Source organism: Rhodococcus sp. P4_C10, from assembly GCF_056402135.1.
Genome location: NZ_JBFUHZ010000006.1, coordinates 1 through 19,067 on the forward strand (window position 1 = coordinate 1; position 19,067 = coordinate 19,067).

The 19,067-nt window shown below is 73.2% G+C and carries 14 protein-coding genes and 1 pseudogene; 5 read left to right on the forward strand and 10 right to left on the reverse strand.

Annotated elements, in window-relative coordinates:
• A partial coding sequence (locus AC1DWC_RS04470; protein ID WP_477906352.1) for an MmpA family trehalose lipid delivery protein occupies positions 1–751 on the reverse strand: 751 nt, incomplete at its 3' end.
• Positions 752–783: 32 nt separating this feature from the next.
• On the opposite strand from AC1DWC_RS04470, the gene AC1DWC_RS04475 reads away from it, so the two are divergent.
• The gene (locus AC1DWC_RS04475; RefSeq protein WP_477906353.1) at positions 784–1,995 is read left to right on the forward strand and encodes a polysaccharide biosynthesis protein; all 1,212 of its coding nucleotides are present in this window, start codon (positions 784–786) and stop codon (positions 1,993–1,995) included.
• An 84-nt stretch (positions 1,996–2,079) separates the two neighbouring features.
• Here AC1DWC_RS04475 and AC1DWC_RS04480 read toward each other — a convergent pair whose 3' ends face one another.
• Together AC1DWC_RS04480 and pgfA are read right to left on the reverse strand one after the other, a co-directional pair.
• Positions 2,080–2,835: a Mut7-C RNAse domain-containing protein gene (locus AC1DWC_RS04480; RefSeq protein ID WP_477906354.1), complete on the reverse strand. Its 756-nt coding sequence runs from the start codon at positions 2,833–2,835 to the stop codon at positions 2,080–2,082.
• A gap of 131 nt (positions 2,836–2,966) precedes the next feature.
• Positions 2,967–4,163: a cell envelope lipid trafficking protein PgfA gene (gene pgfA, locus AC1DWC_RS04485; protein ID WP_477906355.1), complete on the reverse strand. Its 1,197-nt coding sequence runs from the start codon at positions 4,161–4,163 to the stop codon at positions 2,967–2,969.
• Between the two features lie 206 nt (positions 4,164–4,369).
• Between pgfA and AC1DWC_RS04490 the strand changes: the two are divergent.
• Positions 4,370–5,473 (forward strand): annotated as a pseudogene (locus AC1DWC_RS04490) (acyltransferase family protein); the annotation flags it as partial.
• Here the strand turns inward: AC1DWC_RS04490 and AC1DWC_RS04495 are convergent.
• The 5 genes from AC1DWC_RS04495 to AC1DWC_RS04515 form a co-directional block, all read right to left on the reverse strand.
• The gene (locus tag AC1DWC_RS04495; RefSeq protein ID WP_477906553.1) at positions 5,443–9,915 is read right to left on the reverse strand and encodes an alpha-(1->3)-arabinofuranosyltransferase domain-containing protein; all 4,473 of its coding nucleotides are present in this window, start codon (positions 9,913–9,915) and stop codon (positions 5,443–5,445) included. The pseudogene AC1DWC_RS04490 and the gene AC1DWC_RS04495 overlap by 31 nt on opposite strands.
• A gap of 13 nt (positions 9,916–9,928) precedes the next feature.
• Positions 9,929–10,099, reverse strand: a complete 171-nt coding sequence (locus AC1DWC_RS04500; RefSeq protein WP_477837451.1) for a DUF2613 domain-containing protein — start codon at positions 10,097–10,099, stop codon at positions 9,929–9,931.
• A 41-nt stretch (positions 10,100–10,140) separates the two neighbouring features.
• On the reverse strand, positions 10,141–11,595 hold the full coding sequence (locus tag AC1DWC_RS04505; RefSeq protein WP_477906356.1) for a glycosyltransferase 87 family protein: 1,455 nt from the start codon (positions 11,593–11,595) through the stop codon (positions 10,141–10,143).
• 105 nt (positions 11,596–11,700) lie between these two features.
• Entirely contained in the window at positions 11,701–12,792 is a 1,092-nt protein-coding gene (locus AC1DWC_RS04510; protein ID WP_477906357.1) for an isochorismate synthase, read from the reverse strand.
• 47 nt (positions 12,793–12,839) lie between these two features.
• Positions 12,840–13,307: a universal stress protein gene (locus AC1DWC_RS04515; RefSeq protein WP_477906358.1), complete on the reverse strand. Its 468-nt coding sequence runs from the start codon at positions 13,305–13,307 to the stop codon at positions 12,840–12,842.
• Positions 13,308–13,396: 89 nt separating this feature from the next.
• Here AC1DWC_RS04515 and AC1DWC_RS04520 point away from each other — a divergent pair, with 89 nt between their 5' ends.
• Together AC1DWC_RS04520 and AC1DWC_RS04525 are read left to right on the forward strand one after the other, a co-directional pair.
• Positions 13,397–14,599 (forward strand): glycoside hydrolase family 3 N-terminal domain-containing protein, encoded by a 1,203-nt coding sequence (locus AC1DWC_RS04520; protein ID WP_477906359.1) that lies wholly within the window; start codon positions 13,397–13,399, stop codon positions 14,597–14,599.
• Positions 14,600–14,729: 130 nt separating this feature from the next.
• Entirely contained in the window at positions 14,730–15,329 is a 600-nt protein-coding gene (locus AC1DWC_RS04525; protein ID WP_072843320.1) for a TetR/AcrR family transcriptional regulator, read from the forward strand.
• Here AC1DWC_RS04525 and AC1DWC_RS04530 read toward each other — a convergent pair.
• Positions 15,326–16,132, reverse strand: coding sequence for a MaoC/PaaZ C-terminal domain-containing protein (locus AC1DWC_RS04530; protein WP_477906360.1), 807 nt, complete (start codon positions 16,130–16,132; stop codon positions 15,326–15,328). The two genes, AC1DWC_RS04525 and AC1DWC_RS04530, sit on opposite strands and share 4 nt — an antisense overlap.
• Positions 16,132–17,478, reverse strand: a complete 1,347-nt coding sequence (locus AC1DWC_RS04535; protein WP_477906361.1) for a 3-oxoacyl-ACP reductase — start codon at positions 17,476–17,478, stop codon at positions 16,132–16,134. Before AC1DWC_RS04535 ends, AC1DWC_RS04530 begins: the two co-directional genes overlap by 1 nt.
• A 131-nt stretch (positions 17,479–17,609) precedes the next feature.
• Here AC1DWC_RS04535 and AC1DWC_RS04540 point away from each other — a divergent pair, with 131 nt between their 5' ends.
• On the forward strand, positions 17,610–18,956 hold the full coding sequence (locus tag AC1DWC_RS04540) for an acetyl-CoA C-acetyltransferase (RefSeq protein ID WP_477837457.1): 1,347 nt from the start codon (positions 17,610–17,612) through the stop codon (positions 18,954–18,956).
• Positions 18,957–19,067 lie beyond the last annotated feature (111 nt).

Sequence of the window (19,067 nt, forward strand, 5' to 3'; positions counted from 1 at the left end):
GGTCCGAGCCCTGCGCCCCGGCCCCGGACAGGACGGTCGCGACCAGCCACGGGGCCGACGCGACGAGGGCCAGCGCGGCGGCGGTGAGCAGCCGCGGCGTCCGGGCGCCGCCGCCGCCGGGCAGTGCCAGCAGCACCAGGGCCACGGTGGTCGCGAGGATCGCGCCGGTCGGTGTCAGGCCGGCCGCGGCGAGTGTCAGGCCCAGCGGGCACCAGGCCCGCGGCGACCACGGCGCGGCGGACCGGCGCAGTCGCAGCGCGGCGAGCACCGTCCACGGCAGCGCCGCGTACCCGGCGAGCAGGCTCCAGTGCCCCTGCAGCAGCCGCTCCGCGACGTAGGGGTTCCAGATCGTCACCGTCGACGCCAGCAGCAGCGGCCCCAGCGTGAGGGTCGGCTGGGGGCACCCCTCGCTTGCGGGGGACAGCGCCGACACCATCCGGGCGGCGCCCCAGCCGGCCAGCCACAGCGACAGCAGGGTCAGCGCCTTGACCAGCAGACCGCCGTCGACCACGGTCGACGCCACCGCGAGCAACGCGTCCTGCGGGACCGCCCGGGCGGCCGCGTCCGTCAGGCCCAGCGCGGAGTCGGTGAGGTACGACCGGGGGGTGCTCACCGCGTCGCGTAACAGCAGGTAGCCGGGCCCGAGCAGCGGTCCGAGGACCAGGGCGGCCAGCACCAGGCTGTACGCCGCGGGCACGGCGTCGCGCGCGTCGAACCGGGCCCGGAGGAGCCCCGCGGGCCGCGCGATCATGTCCGCACCCTAACGGGTGCGATCATGGGCGGATGACACCTCGCCTCGCCACCCCGTCCGCGGTGGCGGGGATGACGATGGTGACGGTCGGCTCGATGACCGCGAACGTGGCGTCGTACCTGCTGGCCCTGCTCGCCAGCCGGCTGCTCGGGCCCGCCGGCTACAGCGAGTTCGCGAGCCTGCTCGCCGCGCAGCTGGTCCTCGCGGTGCCGGCCCTGGCCCTGCAGACCGTGGTCGCGCGGGAGGTGGTCCTCGGCGGCAGTGACGACGCGCTGCGCAGGCTGGGCACCCGGTGCGCGGCGATCGTCGCGGTGATCGCCGCGCTGCTGGTGGTCCCGGTCGCCGCGGTCCTCGACACCGGGGTCGGCGCGACCGGCGCCGCCCTGCTCACCGCGCCGATGCTGGTCCTGCTGGCCACCGAACAGGGGCTGCTGCAGGGCCGCGGCCGGTTCGGGGAGTTGAGCGTGGTGCTGGCCGCGGCGGGCCTGGCGAAGGTGGTGCCCGCGGTGGTGGTGCTCGCGCTCGGCGGCGGACCGGGAGCCGCGTTGGCCGCCGCGGCAATCGGGACGGGGACGGTGGCGGTCGGGGCACGGGTGGTGGCCGGCCGGGGCGCCGCCGCACCGTCCGGCGAGCGAGTGGCGGAGCGGGGGGACCGCCCGCTTGCGGGGGTGGGGGTCGCGGCGGTGCTGCGGGCCTCGCAGGTGCAGCTCGCGCTGATCGCGTTGTCGTCGGTGGACCTGCTGCTGACCCGGGTGGTGCTGGACGAGGCGCAGGCCGGGCAGTACGCGCTGGGCGCGGTGGCGACCAAGGCGGCGTTCTGGCTGCCCGCCGCGGTCGGGGTGGTGCTGTACCCGAGGATGGCCAACCCTGCGGACTCGGCGAGGGCGGTGCGGTCCGCGCTCGGCGTGCTGGTGGGGCTCGGGGCCGTGACGGTGGTCGGGGCCGCTCTGGTCGCGCCGCTGGCGCCGCTGCTGGCCGGGCAGGACTACGCCCCGGTGCAGGGGCTGCTGTGGGCGTTCGCCCTCGCCGGCGCGTGCCTGGCGGTGCTGCAGGGTGCGTTGCTGTCCGCGATCGCCCGCGAACGGACCCGGATTGCGTTGGTCGCGTGGGTGGGGCTGGCGGTGGAGATCGGGCTGATCCTGGGGTTCGTGTCGAGCATCCGGCAGCTGATCACCGTCGCCGTGGTGACCGCGGCGCTGACCGCCGCGGTCGTGAGCGTCGCGGCGTTGCGCTCCGCCGACTGATCGCCGACCCCTTCCTGCGTTCCCCAATGTCACATCGGGTGCCCGTGGGTTCCCCAATGTGACATTGGGGAACAGGGCGGGTGATCACAGCACCACCCCGACCGCGGCGAGCCGCTCCCGCAGCCGCGCCGGGTGGCTCCCGGGCCAGTACAGCCGCCCGCAGCCCGGGCAGCGGGTGAACGCGCGGTACTCGCGCGCGACGGCGTCCGGCACCCGGCCGAGTGCGGCCGCGCGGGGCACCCGTTCGAGTGGGCTGTTGCAGCGCGCGCACCGGGTCAGCGGCGAGATCCGGGACCACAGGTCGAAGCGGTCGAGCACCTCGCGCAGCTGCCGTCGCGGGTCGGTCTGGTGCACGAACGCGCCGTGCGTGAGGCAGGCGTGCTCGAGGAGTCCGACGTCGCGGGTCAGCACGGTACGCAGCTCGGCCCGCGAGATCTCGAGCAGTTCGTCGTCGCCGAAGTCGTTGCGGTACCGGCAGTCGAACCCGAGCAGACGCAGGTAGCCGGCCAGCCGACCCAGGTGCACGTCCGCGACGAACCGCGGCTCGCGCAGCGGCAGCGGCCGCAACCGGGTGACGCCGGTCAGGTCGAACCGCTCGAACACCGGGTACACCGCTACCCGCTCGCCGCCGCGCACCCGGTACCCGAACCCCACCGAGACGCCGTCCACGAGGATCAGGTCGACCTCGGTGTGCGGGACGCCCAGCGACTCGATCCGGTCCTTCACCGAGGGGGTGCCGTCGAAGGCGTGGGGGAAGGTCCGCCGGCGCAGCGCGGGCGCCAGGAAGTCGTTCAGCTCCTCGTAGAAGCGGAACTCGCAGTGGTGTCGGGGTGGTCGCATCGGCGTCGTCCCGGGGGTCTCGGGCGACCGGTCTCGACCGCCTCGTCCCGATTGCCAACGTACGCCCGCGGCAGAACGCGGAAGGCCCGCACTCGGTGTCGAGTGCGGGCCCTCTGCGTGGTTCGTCGAGATTACAGCCGGGTGGTCGGCGGGTCCTGCTCGCGCGGGTCGACGGCCGGGAAGACCTCGGTCTCGTCCGCGGTCCAGTCCTGACGGGGAATCATCTCCGTCGCGGGGTCCTGCGAGTCGTACGAGCCGTAGGTCGGCTCCGCGGCGTTGCCGGGCTCGGTGGGCACCGGGCCGGTCTCGGCGTTCTCGGCCGGGTCCTTCGGGCCGCGACCACCACGGATACCGAGGAAGATGCCGGCGGCCAGCGCGATCGCGCCGAGGATGCCGGCGATGATCGGCACGGTCCGGCCGAAGGTCGACAGCTTGTCAGCGCCGTCCTTCGCCTGTCCGACCTGGTACTCGATGGTCTCCTCGTTGAACGGCAGGGTCGCCTTGAGGACGGTCACCTCGGGGTTGTTCGCCTCGCGGGCGTAGTACTGGTACAGCTGCTCCTGGCCCTTGACGATGACGCCGGTGACCGGGTCGACCCAGACGTCGCGCTCGTTGGTGTACCAGCGGCTCATGGTGACCGGTGCCGCGCCGCCCGGGACGCCCCAGGTGTCGGCGGGGAGGCTCAGCTTGTTGGTCGCGGACGGTGCCACCTTGGAGAGGTCGACGGGGGCGACCTTCTGGTTGTAGTGGTACACCTTCAGTCCGTTGATCTCCGTCTCCTCGACGAAGTCGATGTCATGGGTGGAGCGCGCGTTCAGGTCGAAGTACGGGTACGCCTTCTGCTCCGCGTCGAACGGGAACTTGTACTGCAGCCCGGCGCGGTCCGGGATCTCCTTGGCGGGCTTGTCCGCGTCGATCTGGATGGTGCTGGTGCCACCCGGGATCGGCATCGAGCTGACGCGGTCGAGGCTGATGGTGTCCACGCTCGCGGTCAGCAGGCCGGTGTCGCCCTTCTTGTCGGTGCGTCGCACCGTCTGACCGGCCTGGACGGTGATCTCGTCCGCGTTCGACGGGTCGACGACGGTGACGTAGCGCTGCGCGACGATCGGCACGCCCGTGTCGACGACGGCCTTGCCCGCGGCCAGGGCCTTCGCGTCGAGCACGTCGCCCTTGCCCTCGGCGATCGTGGTGACCTCGAGGTCCAACGGGGTCTTCTTGAGCTGGCCCACGGTGTAGGTCGGGATCAGCAGAGCGGCCGCCAGTAGGAATGCGCCGAGCCCCACCAAGATGCAGGCGAGTGTCCTGCTCGGCCCTGAGCGTTCCGCCATACCGATTCTCCTTAGTCCTTCGTTGCCACGTCCCCGAGGCGGGGCCCGCAGGCCACGCCGAGCGAAGAGTGTCCGCACTGGGACACTCGGTGAGCCAGACAGTAACAGTGTCCAGCCCCGGATTGAGCTGGCACGCTCTATTTTGGGCACCGTAAGACGCGCCCGTGCGCGTGTGCGCCGCCGGTCCGGGGCAGACTGGACGCCAAATGGCTACCCAGGCAGCACTCGCGCAGCGCCCCACCTCGACCTCCCGGGGCTTCGTTCCCGCGCTCGACGGCATGCGCGGACTGGCCGCGGCCGCGGTCGTCGTCACCCACGTCGCCTTCCAGACCGGGGCCACGTCGACACCCGTCCTGGGCCGGGTGTGGGGCCGTTTCGACCTGGCGGTGGCGGTGTTCTTCGCGCTGTCCGGATTCCTGCTCTGGCGCCCGCACGCCGCCGCGGCCCGCGGACTCGGTGCCGCGCCGGGAACCGGCCGCTACCTGCTGCACCGCGCGGCCCGGATCCTGCCGGTGTACTGGCTGGTGGTGTGCGTGGTGCTGCTGTTCCTGCCGGGCGCGGGCGGCGGCGGGACGGTGTGGGCGGCGAACCTCGCGTTGCTGCAGGTGTTCGTCCCCCTCACCCTCACCGACGGACTCACCCAGATGTGGAGCCTGTCGGTGGAGGTGGCCTTCTACCTGTTGCTGCCGCTGTTCGCGTGGGCGATGGTGCGGCTGCGCGGGCCGTCCGCCCGGCTGCGGGTCCCGGTGCTGCTCGGTGTCGCCGCGCTCAGCCTGGCGTGGGGGTTTCTGCCGATCCCGACACCGGACGGCATCCACGCCGACAACTGGCTGCCCGGGTACCTGCCGTGGTTCGGCGCGGGCATGGTGCTGGCCGAGCTGGTGATGCTGCCGGACTCGCCGGTGCACCGGCTGGCGCGCCGACGCGGCCTGATGGCGACGGTCGCGGTGCTCGCCTTCGGGCTGGCCTGCACGGAACTGGCCGGCCCGGAGGGTCTCACCCGCGCGGCGCCCTGGCAGTACGCGACCAAGATCGCGCTCGGCGCGGTGCTGGGCTTCGCGTTGCTCGCGCCGCTCGTCCTCGACGGATCCCGCGAACACCGTTGGCTGGCCGGCCCGACCGCGCTGGCCGTCGGCCGCTGGTCCTACGGACTGTTCGTCTGGCACCTCGCGGTGCTCTCGATCGTGTTCCCCGTGTTCGGCATCGCGCCGTTCAGCGGCAGCTTCGTGTTCGTGCTGGTGCTGACGCTGGTGCTGAGCCTGGCGGTCGCGTCGGCCAGCTACGCGCTGGTGGAGGAGCCGGTGCGGCGTGCGCTCGCCGGCTGGTAGAGCCGGCGCCGGGCCGCCCGGGCCGCCCGCGCCGAGATCGGCAGCACCGCCAGGCCCACCGCGACCACCGAGACCAGCGCCGCCAGCTGAACCAGGGCCGAGTGCCCGACGTACCCGGTCGGGGACCGCCAGGGCCCGGTGGAGAGCAGCACGGCGCTGAGCGCGGTGCCGGCGCCGGCGATGCCCACCAGGACGCGGGCGGCCGTCGCGGGCGAGCGTCGCACCCCGACCGTCACCGCGAGCGCGGTCACCGCCGCCGCGACCAGCGTGCCGACCGGGCCTGCGACGAGGGTGGCCAGCGCCAGCACCCCGAGGTAGCCGACGGTGACGCTGCGCCAGGTGCGGGGGGCCGGGCCGAGGCCGTCCTCCGTGCGCGGACGACGGCGCGGCCACACCGCGAGCGCCAGCAGCGGGATCAGGGCGAGCAGTCCCACCCCGATGCCGAGCCGGTACCAGCGGTCGGTGGGGTAGGTCAGGGTGACGGCGCCGTCGGTGCCGGCGGGCAGGATCCAGCCCTGCTGCCAGCCGTCGACCACCACCGGGGCGAGCTCGGTGCCGTCGGCCGCGGCGGCGACCCAGCCGACGTTGTGCGACTCCGGGACCACCAGCAGCCGGTCGGCGGCGGCCGGGTCGACGCGCAGGTCGCGGCGGTCGGCGGACCAGCCGTCGGTGGGCACCCGGGTGGCGGGCAGGGCGGCGGGCACGGCCGGGGCCGCGGCGCCGCCCGTCGCGGTGAGCGCCAGGGCGTCCACCGAGAACGCCGGACCGGGCACCACCACCACGTCCTGCCGTCCTGCCGTCAGCGGGACCGAGACGCCGACGCCGCCCGAGAGGGAGTCCTGGTCGGCGGTGACGGCGCCGTCGGGCCCCTCGACCGAGCAGACGGTCGCGGGCACCGGTGCGCCGGAACGCAACTGGCCGACGGTCGCGGTGACGGAGGTCCGCAGCACGTGACCGGCGAACGAGACGGCCGGCCCGTCGTCGCAGCCGACGGTGACGGTGCGCTCGGTCGCCGACCACGGGTCGTCGCCCGTGCCGGCGACCAGGCGGTCGCCCGTGGTGAGCACCCCGACCTCGGCGAGTCCGGTCGGCTGCTGCTGGGCGAACCCGAAGGCCGTCCGGTCCAGCAGGTCCTCCCAGCCGACGATGCTCAGCTCGATTCGGTCGGTGACGGCTGGTTCGAGTCGAATGACCTTGCCGTCGTTGACTTCTCGCACCTGCGGTCCGGTGCCGAGGTCCACCGCGACCGAGGTCGGCGCGGCGGGCAGCGTGCCGAGGCTCGCCGTCAGGTCCAGGCCGGTGACCAGGGTGGGCTCCGGAAGCGTCAGCGTCAGAGTCGGTTTCGCGCCCCGGCCGCGGGCGCTCTCGGACGGGGCGATCCAGGTGGTGCGGGGGTCGCCGTCGACGGCGGCGGAGGCGGCGCCGCGGGCGTCGCCGATCGCGGCCTTGCCCACCGCGAGTGCCCGGTCGGGGTCGGCGAGCAGCGCGTCGAGCGCCGCGCCCTGCCGGGACCGCACCAGCAGTCGCGGCGCGACGGCGGTGTCGTGGGGCACCGACAGGGTCCGGTCGAACACCCCGGGCTCCTCGGGGTGCAGTGCCAGGCCGGCCTGGCAGCGCACCCGGTCCGCGGCGTCCACGCAGCCGGTGTGGCCCGGGAGTTCCTGTCCCAGGTCCCAGCCGGACACGGCCGCACCGGCGGGGGTCGGGGGCAGCACGGTGCGGTGCCGGATCGGCACCGGCACGGCGTGGTCCGAGTCCGAGTAGTCGTCCACGCCCAGCTCGCTGATCCCGAACTGCATTCCCGCCGAGCCGTCCTCGGTCCTGACGGCGGTCACCTTCAGCCACGGCGTGGGCCCCGGCGGCAGTGAGACCGTCAGCTGCGCCCCGGGTTCGGTCACCCGCACCATGGTGCTGCCGTTCGGGGTGGTGACCTCGATCAACTTCACGGGGGTGCCGAGCGCGGCGGCGCTGGTGCGCAGGTGCAGCAGCCCGCGGGTGATGGGGGCGTCGAGGTCCACCCGAAGCCACTGCCCGAGAGCGCTTTCGAGTCCGTTGCTGAACCAGCCGGTGGACTCGTCGCCGTCCACGGTGGCGGCCGGCCCCGCGCCGGGTGCGGTACCGCCGAGCTGGGTGGCGTCCGACGCCGAACTCGAGACGGTGATCGTGGCGCCGTCCCACTGGCCGGTGACCAGGGGCGCGCCTTCCACCGCGTAGTCGGGCACCCGGTTGTGGGTGCGGCGCGGGTCGTCCGGGGCGCGCAGCGCGGAGCTGTGGTTGTCCACCTCGCCGAAGTCGGTCTCCCGGTCGGTCGGGGTGTCGGTGACCGTGACCGTCTCGACGGGCAGTCCCGCACGGGCCGCGTCGGCGGCCAGCAGCACGGGCGCGGCGGTCGGCCCCGCGACGGCCGTGTCGCCGTCGGGGGGCCGGGAGTTGAGCCGCAGCAACGACTCCGGGCCGCCCTGCAGGACCGGCACCGAGGCCAGGTCCACGGTGTACGGACCGGCCGCGACGGGGTCGGGCCGGGCTGGGTCCTCGACCCGGAAGATCTCGATCGCCGGGTACCGCGGCCGCAGGTCCCCGTCGGAGACGAAGCCGTCCACGTGCCCGGGGCCGACGTCCTCGCCGAACTCCGCGACCTTGGTCAGCCCGGGCGAACCCTCGACCGCCTGGTGGACCAGCAGCGGGCGGGTGGAGCGGGAGGTGTCGGGATCGAGGTCGTTGCGCACCACCAGGTAGCTGATGCCCTGCCCGAGCAGCGTCGGGGCCAACCCGTCGGAGGGGCTGCCGTCGGCGATCAGCCGCTGCACGGAGTCGAGGGCACGGATCGCGCCGGGCGGCACCAGCGGCACCACGTCGCGGACCGCCCACGGGGTGCTGGCCAGCGCCTGCAGCGGCTCGTCGCGGGTCAGGCCCCACACCTGGCTGGCGAACGGGGCGCCGGGCACCAGCAGCGCGCGCTGCGCCTCCGAACGGTCGGGGGAGTCGCCGCCCGCGTGCTCGTCGAGCCAGTCCGCGGCCTCCTGCCAGTAGCCGGGCACCTCCGGGTAGGCGCCGCGCGGGGCGATCCGGCCGGTCCAGGCCACGGAGGTGGCGAGGGTGAGGGCGACCAGGAGCAGGCTGGTCACCGCGACCATCGGCTCCCGCTCGGGGTGCGCGAAGGCGCTGCGCCAACGCGGCCCCGGCACGGACCCGGGCAGCGGGACCTTCGCCAGCAGGTGCGCCAGGCCCAGCACCAGAGGCAGCCGGACCAGCGGTTCGAGTTTGTGCACGTTGCGCAGCGGGGCGCCGCCGGAGTCGAGGAACTGCCGGACGGTGTCCGCGACCGGGGACCCGAGTTCGCCGACGTAGCCGGCCGCCAGACCGGCCAGCCCGACGAACAGGATCAGCGTCAGCCGGCCCCGCGCCGGCATCGCCCGCATCGCCAGCCCGGCCATCCCGGCGGCCGCGATGAGCCCGGTCGCGACCACCGCGGCCGGCTGGGTGACCAGCACCGCGCCGCCGATGCGCTCGGGGGAGACGAACGGCGTCCAGCTGTCGGTGCCGCGCAGCACCTCGGCGAGGCTGGTCCACTGGGTGGTGACGCCCGACGACTCGATGTAGTCCAGGAACGGCGGGCTGACCCGGCCGAGCAGCAGCAGCGGCACCATCCACCAGGCGACGGCGACGACGCACAGCGGCAGCCACCACACGGTGAAACGCCACCAGCGGCGGTTCGGCCGGTGCGCCACCCACCACAGGGCGGCGACCAGGCAGGCGGCGGCGGTGGCGACGGCGTTGACCGCGCCCATCAGCGCGACGGCCAGCGCGGACTGCGCGGCCAGTCGCGGCATCGAGGCGCTCCGCGCCTGTGCGCCTTTCTGGTCGTGCTGACTACCGGACAGGCGCACAGGCGACGTAGTCGCCAGGATCACCGGGAGCAGCACCCACGGGGCCAGCATCATCGGCAGCGACTCGGAGGAGATCGAGCCGAGGGTGGTCAGGACGCGGGGCGCGAAGGCGAACGCGACCGCGGCGACGATCCGGGAGCTACGGCTGCCGACGCCGAGCGCCTCGGCGACCCGCACGACGCCCCAGAAGCCGGCGACCAGCAGCAACGCCCACCACAGCCGTTGGGTGATCCACGGCGGAACGTGCGCGAGCTGGCCGAGTGCGAAGAACGCGCCGTGCGGGAAGAAGTAGCCGTACGCCTGGTTCTGCACCTGGCCTAGCGGTGCCTGGCTGCTCCACAGGTGGGAGGCGCGGGCGAGGAACCCGATCGGGTTCGCGGTGAGGTCGTACTTGGTGTCGGCGACGAGCAGTCCGGGGGACTGGATGAAGACGAGCACCAGTGCCACGACGGAGGCGCCGAACAACCACCGCCTCGAGAGGGGTTCGGTGTTCGGCGCCTCGGACGTCGAGACTTCGGTGGTGCGGGTAACCGGGATTGTCGTGGAGCGGTTAGCGGCTGCCGTACTCGACCTGGTTCAGCAGGGAGGACGTGTTGTTGCCGCTGGTGTCGACGTCCGGACGGGTGTTGTCCGAGGCGGCCGCGGTAATGCCGAACACGGCGCCGAAGCCGAGGATCGCGCCGACCACTGCACTTGCCACACCGGGGACAAGGAACTTCATCTCGGATCTCCCATTTACTGCTGCCTGGACAACGTGTCGCGTCAAGGTATCACCCGGGCCGCCGGTGTCGGGTCCGCTTCCCCCTCGTCGGCCCGTTGCGTCGGCCGGATCGGCTCCGGCGCCGTGCCTTCCAGGGCATTGTCGCCGGGGCCCGCGCCGGCGACGGCGGCCGGCAGCGGGAAGTCGTCGACGGCGCCGCGGGATCGGACCAGCAGGGTCGCGGCCGCGACGACGGCGAACGCCAGCGGGTAGCAGCCCGCGTAGACCGGTGCCAGGACGTGCGCCCACCACCGGTCTGGGTCGAACGGCATCATGAACAGCCCGATGCCGATCGGGTGCTCGGCGCCGTGCAGGCCGGCGCGTTCGGGGTAGTCGTGCCACCAGGTCAGCGCGGGGAGGGCCGCCGCGATCGGCACCAGCCACCGCAACGGCGCCGCGGAGGTGAGCGCGAAGTGCAGGGCCAGCACGAACAGCGGCACGAACCACACCCAGTGGTGTCCCCACGAGAACGGGGAGACGGTGGCCGCCGTCATCCCGGTCAGCACGACGGCGAGCAGTTCGTGCCCGCGACGGTGCGCGACCCGCGCGGCGGCGACACCCAGGACCACGGCGGGCACCGCGAACAGGAGCCACATCCAGGTCGGCGGCTCGAACACCCCGGCGTTGTCCGGGTTCGAGTACCGGGCGACGTCGTAGAAGCGGAGCAGCTGCCCCAGCGCCCCGTTGACGGACTGGTTGCTCGGCGCGTCCACCGGGCCCACCCGTTCGGTACTGCGGAACTGGCCGGTCCAGTACGACCAGGCGTCGCCGGGGATCACCGCGAACCCGACCGCGACGGTGGCGGCGAGGGCGCCGACCGCGGTCACGCAGCTGCGCCACTGCCGGGTGACGGCGAGGTAGACCAGGAAGAAGCCTGGGGTGAGCTTGATGCCGGTGGCGACGCCGACACCGACGCCCTTGAGGCGGGACCCGGCCGGCCGGGTCAGGTCCCACAGCACCAGCAGCATCAGGAAGACGTTGACCTGGCCGAGCCAGACGGTCGTGCGGACGGGTTCGAGCGCGGTGGCGGCCACCGCGAGCAGCACACTGAGCAGCCGCACCCGGCGGTCGAGCCGGTAGCCGAGGCTCTTGAAACTCAGTGCGACGGTCGCGGCCAGCGCGAGGAACGTCGCCGACCACCACAGGACGTTCGCGGCGGACTGGGTGATCAGCGCGAGCGGCGCGAACACGATCGCGGCGAACGGCGTGTAGGTGAACTGCATCCCGAACAGGACCGGGCCGTCGTAGACACCGGTGCGCTGCACGACGGCGCCGCCGCCCGCGCGGTAGATCGCCAGGTCCGCGTAGTTCCTGAACAGTCCGTAGAACGGGTTGTCCAGCGGCACCGCGACCACGTGGAAGACCAGCACCCCCACCGCGGCGACCGCGGCGGCGGCCACCAGCGGCCAGCCGACGACAGGCGCCTCGGCGGGTGTTCCCGGTGGCTTGGTCAACACGAGCAACGACGCTACGTCGAGACGACGACGAGGTGCGGGACCGGCGAACGGGGGTGTCGCCGGGCGGCCCGGATCGGCGCCGGGGCCCGGGTCGGGGGTCCCGGGTCAGGAGGTTCCGGCCACGCCCAGCGCGCCGAGCAGGGTGCCCAGCTTGGTGGAGGTCTCCGCGAGCTCGGCGTCGGGGTCCGACTCGGCGACGATGCCGCCGCCGGCCCAGGCGCGCAGCCGCAGTCCGTCGGCGTCCACCTCGGCGCACCGGATCGCGACCACCCACTCGCCGTCGCCGTCGGCGTCGCACCAGCCGACCGCGCCGCCGTAGAAGCCGCGGGGTTCCTCGGTCTCGCGGATGGCGGCGAGCGCGGCGGCGAACGGGGTGCCGCCGACAGCCGGGGTGGGGTGCAGCAGCCGGGCCAGCTCCAGCGCGGTCGGCGCGGGCTCGCGCAGCACGCCGCTGATCGGGGTGGCCAGGTGCCACACCTGCCGGGTGCTGACCAGCCGCGGGGCGTCGGGCACGGTCAGTTCGGTGCACACCGGCGCCAGCGCGTCGCGGATCCAGTCGGTGACGAAGGCGTGTTCGGCGCGGTTCTTGCCGGAGGCCAGCAGCCGGTCGCCCTCGGCGCGGTCGGAGGCGGGGTCGGCGTGCCGTGGGGCGGTGCCGGCCAGCGGGAAGCACCCCACCTCCCGGCCGGTGCGCCGCAGCAGCAGTTCGGGGCTGGCGCCGACGAGGGCGCGGCCGACGTACTCGCCGCCGGCGGGGCTCAGGTCCACCCCGAAGCCGTTGCCGACGGGGTCCTGCGCGACCAGCCGGGCCAGCAGCGACCACGGTCGCACCGGTTCCGACGCCTCGACGACCACCGACCGCGCCGCGACCACCTTGTCGAGTTCGCCGGCGCGCAGCCGCGCCACCAGCCGCGCCACCCGGGCGCGGTGCTCGTCGGGGGTGGGCAGTTCGCCGGTGATCCGGACCGCGGGCAGCGCGGGCAGCGAGTCGGGCCGCCACGGACCGGCGCTGCGGTGCGCGGTCTCGGGGGCGGTGAGGGCGGCGGGCCCGGCGGGGTCGAACGGCAGCGCGCCGACCACCAACGGCACCGTGCGTCGGGCGAGAGCCTCGGCGGCGGCGTCGATTCCGCGGTACTGGTCCCGGCTGCCGGAGGTGCGCAGGGTCCGGTTGGCGCGCGAGAGCAGGAAACCGTTCATGTCGGTTCCCGACGATAGTCGGCGCGCCCGGTCCCGGGCTCAGGCGGCTACTTGCCGGGCGGCACGATCAGCACCGGCCGGTGGCTGTGCCGCAGCACGTGGTCGGCGACCGAGGACTGCAGCAGCGACCGCAGCCCGGTGGTGCCGCGGGTGCCGGTGACGACGATGTCGGCGTTCAGGTCGTCGGCGGTCTCGACGATGGTGGTCCAGATGGTGGCGGTGCACTCCGCGCAGCGGCCCTCCGCGTTGAGTCCCGCGGCGAAGGCCAGGTCGAGTCCCTCCGCGTTGGTGGTCTTCGCGTCGGTGAGGGCGATGTCCTCGCTGTCCTCGTCCGGCACCCACTCCGGTTGCATGACGCCCGAGAGCCCGGACATCCGGGCGGCCTGGCGGACCATCGGTTCCCAGGCGGTGACCACGACCGCGCGCCGTGCGCTGAGAAAACGGCCCGCGTACTCGATGGCGCGCTTGGCGTTGTCGGATCCGTCGTAGGCGATGAGAATCAGATCGGCGGGCATCGAGACCTCCTCGTTCCGGGGGCGATCTACCCGCCAGGCTACCTGCTGGCCGGTGTCCCGGGGCCTCGATCTGACCTAGGCTCGACGTCGTGAAGTCCACCCGGTTGCCCCGTGTCGTCGCCCTGTTCCTCGGTCTGGGCCTGCTCGCCGCATGTGGCTCCCCCGCCACCGAGAACACGGCCACCGAGAACACCGCGACCGTGACGTCCACAAGGGTCGAACCCGCCCCCGCGGCGCCGGGGTCGGACCCGGTCACCGGGGCCCGGGACCAGAACCTGCCGGCCGTGTGCGGCGCCGACTTCCTCGACCGGATGTCGGAGCGGCACAAGCTGGCGCAGCTGCTCAACGTCGGCGTGGCGTCCACCGCGGACGCGATCGACGTGGTGCGGCGCGAGCAGGTCGGCGGCATCTTCGTGGGCAGCTGGACCGACGAGTCGATGCTGCGGGATCGGCAGGTGCCCAAGGTGCAGGCGGCCGCCGAGGTGCCGCTGATGGTGACCATCGACGAGGAGGGCGGCCGGGTGTCCCGCGTCGCGGACCTGCTCGGCGAGGATCCCGCGCCGCGGACGGTGGCGGAGACCATGACGCCGGAGCAGACCTACCGGTTGGCCCTCGCCCGGGGCCGGGGCCTGCGCGACCTCGGCATCACCGTCGACTACGCGCCGGTGGTGGACGTGAGCTCCCAGCCCGCGGACTCGGTGATCGGGGACCGGTCGTTCAGCGACGACCCGGCCGTGGTCACGGAGTACGCCGGCGAGTACGCCCGCGGCCTGCGCGACGCCGGTGTGCTCCCGGTGATCAAGCACTTCCCGGGCCACGGCTCCGCGTCCGGCGACTCGCACACCGGCGCGGTGACGACGCCGCCGCTGGACCAGCTTCAGACCAGCGACCTGGTGCCGTACCGGACGCTGGTGACCACCGGCGTCGGCGTGATGGTCGGGCACCTGGACGTGCCGGGGCTGACCGATCCCGGCGTGCCGGCGAGCATCAGCCCGGCGGCAATGAACCTGCTGCGGACCGGGACCGGCTACGGGGCGCCGCCGTTCGACGGGCCGATCTTCACCGACGACCTCAGCGGGATGAAGGCGATCACCGCGCGGATGGACGTCCCGCAGGCGGTCGGGGCGGCGCTGACGGCGGGCGCGGACGTGGCGTTGTGGCTGACCACCGCCGAGGTGCCGCAGGTGCTCGACCACCTGCAGCAGCTGATGGCGTCGGGCCAACTCAGTGCCGCGCAGGTGGACGCGTCGGTGCTCCGGGTCGCCCGGGCGAAGGGCGTGCTCAGCTGCTGACCGGCGAGGGCGGTGTCGGACGGTTTCCGCGGGTCAGGGACAATGTTCCACGGCAGACGCTCATTCTTACTCTAGAGTAAGATCGATCTCGGGGTACCCGCATCCAGTGGGCCCCGACTCTGGAGGACACATGGCTGGCGGCACGAAGCGGCTCCCACGGGCGGTACGCGAGCAGCAGATGCTCGACGCGGCCGTCGAAGTGTTCTCAGCCAACGGATTTCATGACACGTCGATGGACGCGATCGCCGCGACCGCGCAGATATCGAAGCCGATGCTGTACCTGTACTACGGGTCCAAGGACGAGCTGTTCACGGCGTGCATCCAGCGCGAGGGCGTGCGCTTCGTCGAGGCGATCACCCCGGCCGCCGACCCGCACCTGACGCCCCGCGAGCAGCTGCGGGCCGCGCTGGTGGGGTTCCTCGGCTTTGTCGACTCGAACCGGTCGTCCTGGATGGTGCTGTACCGGCAGTCGATGGGGCAGCAGGCGTTCGCCAGTCAGGTGCGCGGCAGCCGTGAGCGGCTGATCGAGCTCACCGCGAAGCTGCTCGAGTCCAGCACGAAGGATCCCGAGGAGGGCACCGACTTCGGCATCATGGCCGTGGCGCTGGTGGGTGCGGGCGAGGCGGTCGCGGACCGCGTGGCCGGCGGCGAGATCGCCGTCGCCGCGGCGGCGGACCTGCTGGAGAACCTGGCCTGGCGCGGCCTGGCCGGCAAGAAGCGCGACCACTAGGCACCTGCGGTGCTCGTGCGCGGTCGACGGGTCTGGGGACCCGTCARCACCACCGGCTTGCCGAACTTCACCCGGTAGGTGACCGCGTCGGCGATCCGTCCCTCGACCGCGCCGAGCACCGCCGCCGCGCTCCACATGCCGTGCGCGATGGTCCGCGGGAACCCGAAGGCCTTGGCGCCCAACGACGAGACGTGGATCGGGTTGCGGTCGCCCGAGACCGCGGCGTAGCGGCTGATGGTCGACTGGTCCACCCGCAGCGTGCGCATCGGCCGCGGCGGCGCCTCCTCGGTGCGCGCCTCCCGCGGCTCCTTCGGCGCATTCGTGGGATGCATCTTCAGGAACGTGCTGACCTGACGCCACACCAGTTCTCGGCCCACCGAGACCTCGCTGACGAAGTCCACCTGGGTGCCCTTGGGGTGCGCGCGCAGGTTCTCCGCGTGCACCAACAGGTCCAACGGCTCGGACACCGAGATCGGCCGGAACCGCTCGATCACGTTCTCCGTGTGCACGGAACCGATTGCCGGGAACGGGAACTCGTTCGAGACCATCAGCTTCATCGCCAGCGGGAACACCAGCGTGAACGGGTACGTGACGGGCAGGGCGTCGCCGAAGCGCAGGCCGCAGGCGCGGGCGTAGGCGGCCAGGTTGTCGGGGTCCACCCGCAGGCCCGCGAGGGCGAGGGCCTGCTTGGGCAGGCTCCGGCGGCCGCCCGAGCGGCGCAGCGGGAGCGCGCCCAGCGCGGCCCGGGCGTAGACGTCCAGGGTGCCGGGCCGCTCGCGCAGCCGCACCACCTTCGCGGTCATCAGGCGCCCAGCAACGACTGGCCGCACACCCGGACGACCTGCCCGGTGACGGCGTTGGACGCGGGGCTGGCGAAGTACGCGACGGTCTCGGCGACGTCGACGGTCTGCCCGCCCTGCAGCAGCGAGGACATCCGGCGGCCGGCCTCGCGGGTGGCGAACGGGATGGCCGCGGTCATCGCGGTCTCGATGAACCCGGGGGCGACCGCGTTGATGGTGATGTCCTGCTCGGCCAGCACCGGGGCGGTGGCCTGCACCAGGCCGATGACGCCCGCCTTGGAGGTGCCGTAGTTGGTCTGCCCGCGGTTGCCGGCGATGCCCGCGATGGAGGACACGTCCACCACCCGGCCGCCCTTCTTCAGTGCGCCCTTGGCCACGAGGTGCTCGGTGATCTTCTGCGGGGCAAGCAGGTTGACGTTCATGACCAGGTCCCAGCGGCTCTCGTCCATGTTGGCGAGCAGCTTGTCGCGGGTGATGCCGGCGTTGTGCACGATGATGTCGGCGCCGCCGTGCCGCTCGAGCAGGTGCGCGGCCAGTCGTTCGGCGGCGTCGGCCGCAGTGACGTCCAGGGCGAGGGCGGTGCCACCGACCTTGTTCGCGGTCTCCGACAGCGACTCGCCGGCGGCCGGGATGTCCGCGCACACCACGTGCGCGCCGTCGCGGGCGAGCACCTCGGCGATGGTGGCACCGATGCCGCGGGCGGCGCCGGTGACCACGGCGACCTTGCCCTCGAGCGGACGGTCCCACGAGGCCGGAGCGGCGGAGTCGGCGGCGCCGACCCGGATGACCTGGCCGGAGACGAATGCCGACTTCGCCGACAGCAGGAAGCGCAGGGTGGACTCGAGCCCGCTCAGGCCTGTCGCGGCGTCGGGGGAGACGTAGACCAACTGGGCCGTCCCGCCGCGCCGGAGTTCCTTGCCGACGCTGCGGGTGAAGCCCTCGAGTGCCCGCTGGGCGATCTGGGCGTCGACGCCGCCGGCCTGCTCGGGGGTGGTGCCGAGGACGACGATGCGGGCGCACGAGGCGAGCTTGCGCATCTGCGGGGCGAAGAACTCGTAGAGCTGTTCGAGTTCGGTGACCTGGCTGATGCCGGTGGCGTCGAACACCAGCGCGCCGTTGCGGTCGTCGTGCGGCTGGCTGAACGTGTAGTCGGAGAGCAGTTCTCGCACCGGCTCGACGAGCCTGCCGTTGCCGCCGATCAGCAGCGGGCCGGCCAGTGCAGGCTCGCCCGCCCGGTACCGGCGCAGCTTCTCGGGCTGCGGGAGCCCGGTCTGCTTGGCGATGAACGCGCCCGGCGCGGACGAGAGGAACTGGGAGTAGAGATCGGGAGCGCCCTTGCTGGCTGCCACGGTCCACCTTCTTCGTCGATCGGGCACCCGGCGTCCGGGTGCGGTGTCGACATTGAACTTACTCTGGAGTAAGTTCAATGTCGAGGCAGGATCCCACCGCCGAGCCGGATCGCACATACATGGAGACCGACGTGACCCCGAGAGCCCGAAACAACAAGCCGGCCGCTGCATCCAAGAGTGCGGCCCCCACGCCCGCCGGCCGGCAACTTCGTCCCGTCGCCATCGTCGGCGGCAACCGTATCCCCTTCGCACGCTCCGACAAGGCGTACGCGCAGGCGTCCAACCAGGACATGTTCACCGCCACCCTCGACGGACTGGTGAGCCGGTTCAACCTGCAGGGCGAGAAGCTCGGCATGGTGGTCGGCGGCGCGGTGCTCAAGCACAGCCGGGACTTCAACCTGATGCGCGAGAGCGTCCTCGGCAGCGCGCTGAGCCCGTACACCCCGGCCTTCGACCTGCAGCAGGCGTGCGGCACCGGCCTGCAGTCGATCGTCGCCGTCGGCGACGCCATCGCGGCCGGGCGGATCGACGCCGGCATCGGCGGCGGTGTGGACACCACCTCCGACGCGCCGATCGGCGTCAACGACGACCTGCGTGAGTTCCTGCTCTCCGTCAACCGCGCCAGGACCACCGCGGACCGGGTCAAGCTGCTCGGCCACCTCCGGCCCGCGATGGTCGGACTCGAGATCCCGCGCAACGGCGAGCCCCGCACCGGGATGTCGATGGGCGACCACGCCGCGATCACCGCCAAGGAGTTCGGCGTCCGGCGCGAGGACCAGGACGAACTGGCCGCCGCCAGTCACCGGAATATGGCCGCCGCGTACGACCGCGGCTTCTTCGACGACCTGATCACCCCGTTCCTCGGCCTGACCCGCGACGACAACCTGCGCCCCGGCTCGACCGTCGAGAAGCTCGCGACCCTCAAGCCGGTGTTCGGCACCAAGCTCGGCGACGCCACCATGACCGCCGGCAACTCCACCCCGCTCACCGACGGCGCCTCCGCCGCGCTGCTGTCCACGGACGAGTGGGCCGCCGAGCGCAACCTGCCGGTGCTCGCACACCTGGTGGACTCCGAGACCGCCGCAGTGGACTACGTGCACGGGCCCGACGGACTGCTGATGGCGCCGACCTACGCGATCCCGAAGCTGCTCGCGCGGAACGGGTTGACGCTGCAGGACTTCGACTACTACGAGATCCACGAGGCGTTCGCCTCCGTGGTGCTCGCGACCCTGCAGGCCTTCGAGTCCGACGAGTACTGCAAGGAGCGGCTCGGCCTGGACGGCGCGCTCGGCTCCATCGACCGCAGCAAGCTCAACGTCAACGGCTCCTCGCTCGCGGCCGGCCACCCGTTCGCCGCGACCGGCGGCCGGATCGTGGCCTCGCTGGCGAAGATGCTCGCGGAGAAGGGGTCGGGCCGTGGCCTGATCTCCATCTGCGCGGCGGGCGGCCAGGGCGTCACGGCGATCATCGAGCGCTAGACCGAACAACCGCTGGACCCAGGTAAGGGGTCGCCGAGCCCTGCTCGGCCGTCGGCGCACGGCCCGGGAATCAGTCTGATTCGCGGGCCGTGCGCCTTTGGGCGGGATGCG

Coding starts and splice junctions, on each gene's coding strand:
- AC1DWC_RS04475 (WP_477906353.1), top strand. CDS start 784: ATGACACCTCGCCTCGCCACCCCGTCCGCGGTGGCGGGGATGACGATG.
- AC1DWC_RS04480 (WP_477906354.1), bottom strand. CDS start 2,835: ATGCGACCACCCCGACACCACTGCGAGTTCCGCTTCTACGAGGAGCTG.
- pgfA (WP_477906355.1), bottom strand. CDS start 4,163: ATGGCGGAACGCTCAGGGCCGAGCAGGACACTCGCCTGCATCTTGGTG.
- AC1DWC_RS04500 (WP_477837451.1), bottom strand. CDS start 10,099: ATGAAGTTCCTTGTCCCCGGTGTGGCAAGTGCAGTGGTCGGCGCGATC.
- AC1DWC_RS04510 (WP_477906357.1), bottom strand. CDS start 12,792: ATGAACGGTTTCCTGCTCTCGCGCGCCAACCGGACCCTGCGCACCTCC.
- AC1DWC_RS04515 (WP_477906358.1), bottom strand. CDS start 13,307: ATGCCCGCCGATCTGATTCTCATCGCCTACGACGGATCCGACAACGCC.
- AC1DWC_RS04525 (WP_072843320.1), top strand. CDS start 14,730: ATGGCTGGCGGCACGAAGCGGCTCCCACGGGCGGTACGCGAGCAGCAG.